Here is a 456-nt window from a genome sequence, read left to right as displayed (position 1 = left end):
GTACTGACACCCAGCTCCTGGGCTGAGTGACGGAAGCTGCGGCGCCGGACGATGGTCATGAAGACGTTCAGGTCGGCGAGTTCGGAACGGGTGAAAGCCGGCATTCCAGGGCTCCTGGCAGTTCTCGGAGGTCAATGCAGCATTGAGCCACATTCAATCTCGGGTGATCTAGAGTAATCGCTCCGTGCCGCCGAGCGCATTGCCGGCAAGCGTTTTCCCGATCTGCAGGAGTATTTCCATGAGCGTTGAAAGCATTCGCATCGAGGGTATCGACACGCCGGTCTCGCGCATCGGCCTCGGCACCTGGGCCATCGGCGGCTGGATGTGGGGCGGCGCTGACGACGCGACGTCGGTGGAAACCATCCGGCGTGCGGTGGAATCCGGGATCAACCTGATCGACACCGCGCCGGTCTATGGCTTCGGCCATTCCGAAGAGGTCGTCGGCAAGGCCTTGCA

The 456-nt window shown here is 62.1% G+C and carries 1 protein-coding gene; it reads left to right on the top strand.

Annotated features, from left to right (window positions below):
- Positions 1-238: 238 nt before the first annotated feature.
- Positions 239-456: aldo/keto reductase (locus tag ACLJNW_RS23215; protein ID WP_410961086.1), on the top strand; the 218-nt coding region annotated here is incomplete at its 3' end.

The organism is Salmonella sp. SAL4457 (assembly GCF_046548235.1).
Lineage (GTDB): Bacteria > Pseudomonadota > Gammaproteobacteria > Enterobacterales > Enterobacteriaceae > Salmonella > Salmonella enterica.
Note: the sequence above shows the minus strand (reverse complement) of the source record. Positions and strands in the feature narration are given on the sequence as shown.